The 1051-nt window shown below is 59.8% G+C and carries 1 protein-coding gene; it reads right to left on the reverse strand.

The features are described from left to right. Positions 1-73: 73 nt before the first annotated feature. Complete coding sequence (locus J3S89_RS19795) at positions 74-280, reverse strand: hypothetical protein (RefSeq protein ID WP_217930262.1); 207 nt, start codon at positions 278-280, stop codon at positions 74-76. Positions 281-1051: the final 771 nt, after the last annotated feature.

A 1051-nucleotide genomic window follows, 5' to 3' on the forward strand; every position in this document is an offset into this window, starting at 1 on the left:
CATGGCTGAGGAAGCTTCTTTGTGCCCTCGTCGCCCTGCTCTTCGCAATCGCCGCCTCGCTACAAAGCGAGCGTCACGCCGCCGTATGAACGCCGATCGCGCTCAAATCGCCTTCTTCACAGGCGACCAGCTCCAGCCTGAGGCGACCAAACCCGAACGGGGAAACGGTTGGGGGGGTGTCCTGAAGTGGTGCCGCCAACTCGCCGCTCGATGTCAACCTAATGGCGGTACAGTCGAAGCTGATCCAACGTTGACGTTTTTCGATGGTGTAGTATTGCATTTGGATGCCGATGTGGCCACCTTCTCGTATAAGGACCTTGGCCAGACCACGGACACCGAAGCTAAAGCGCGTGGATGGGCGCCTTTGCCGTGCACAATTGCTTCCCATTCAGTGTCAGATCTACAAGATAGCGTGTTCCAAGTGCTGCTCTCCTGGTTGAGTCCAGCCACGCCGGGCGCGAAAACTGTAGTGTGTATCCCCGCCATGAATACAGGAGCTTGGCAAGCCGCAGCCACGTTGCCGGCAAACCATGCGCTCTTGGCGGACGTGGAGTGCTGCGCCAACATCGAAACCCAATTGCAGCAGTTACCGAAGGGACTCCGTATTGACAAGAGAAAGCGGCCTAGCCGCTTGGCTGCCGCAGATGCAGTGGAACGGAACTGGCCCACAGTGACTGCCTTGTGTTCGCGTGCGCGTGCTTTCGACCAAGCTATGCATGCAGCATTTCCCTGAGTGTGGTGAAGTGATTGAAGTGGTTACTTTGAGGTGACCCCCGTCCGGCGGGCAGTCCGCTAAGCTTGGGTCGACCTGAGAGAAGGACGATCCCGATGACCGGGAGGCGGAAGCGGCCCTCAGCAGAGTTCAAGGCCAAGGTCGCCCTGGACGCGATCCGCGGCGAAGCAACCGTGGTGCAGCTGACGATGATGACGTGCTCCCCATTTTCCTGCCGGTCATAAGTTTGGTCCGGCGGTGATCTGGCCCTGATCGGACCGGGTGGCGAACACCGACGGCGCGAGGCCGCCGAGGCTCGAATGGGGGCGGAGGGTGTTG

This window comes from Pinisolibacter aquiterrae (genome assembly GCF_019160155.1).
GTDB lineage: Bacteria > Pseudomonadota > Alphaproteobacteria > Rhizobiales > Ancalomicrobiaceae > Pinisolibacter > Pinisolibacter aquiterrae.

Bases quoted from the DNA above. Each gene is read 5' to 3' on its own strand.
- J3S89_RS19795 (WP_217930262.1), bottom strand. From the start codon at position 280: ATGCAATACTACACCATCGAAAAACGTCAACGTTGGATCAGCTTCGAC.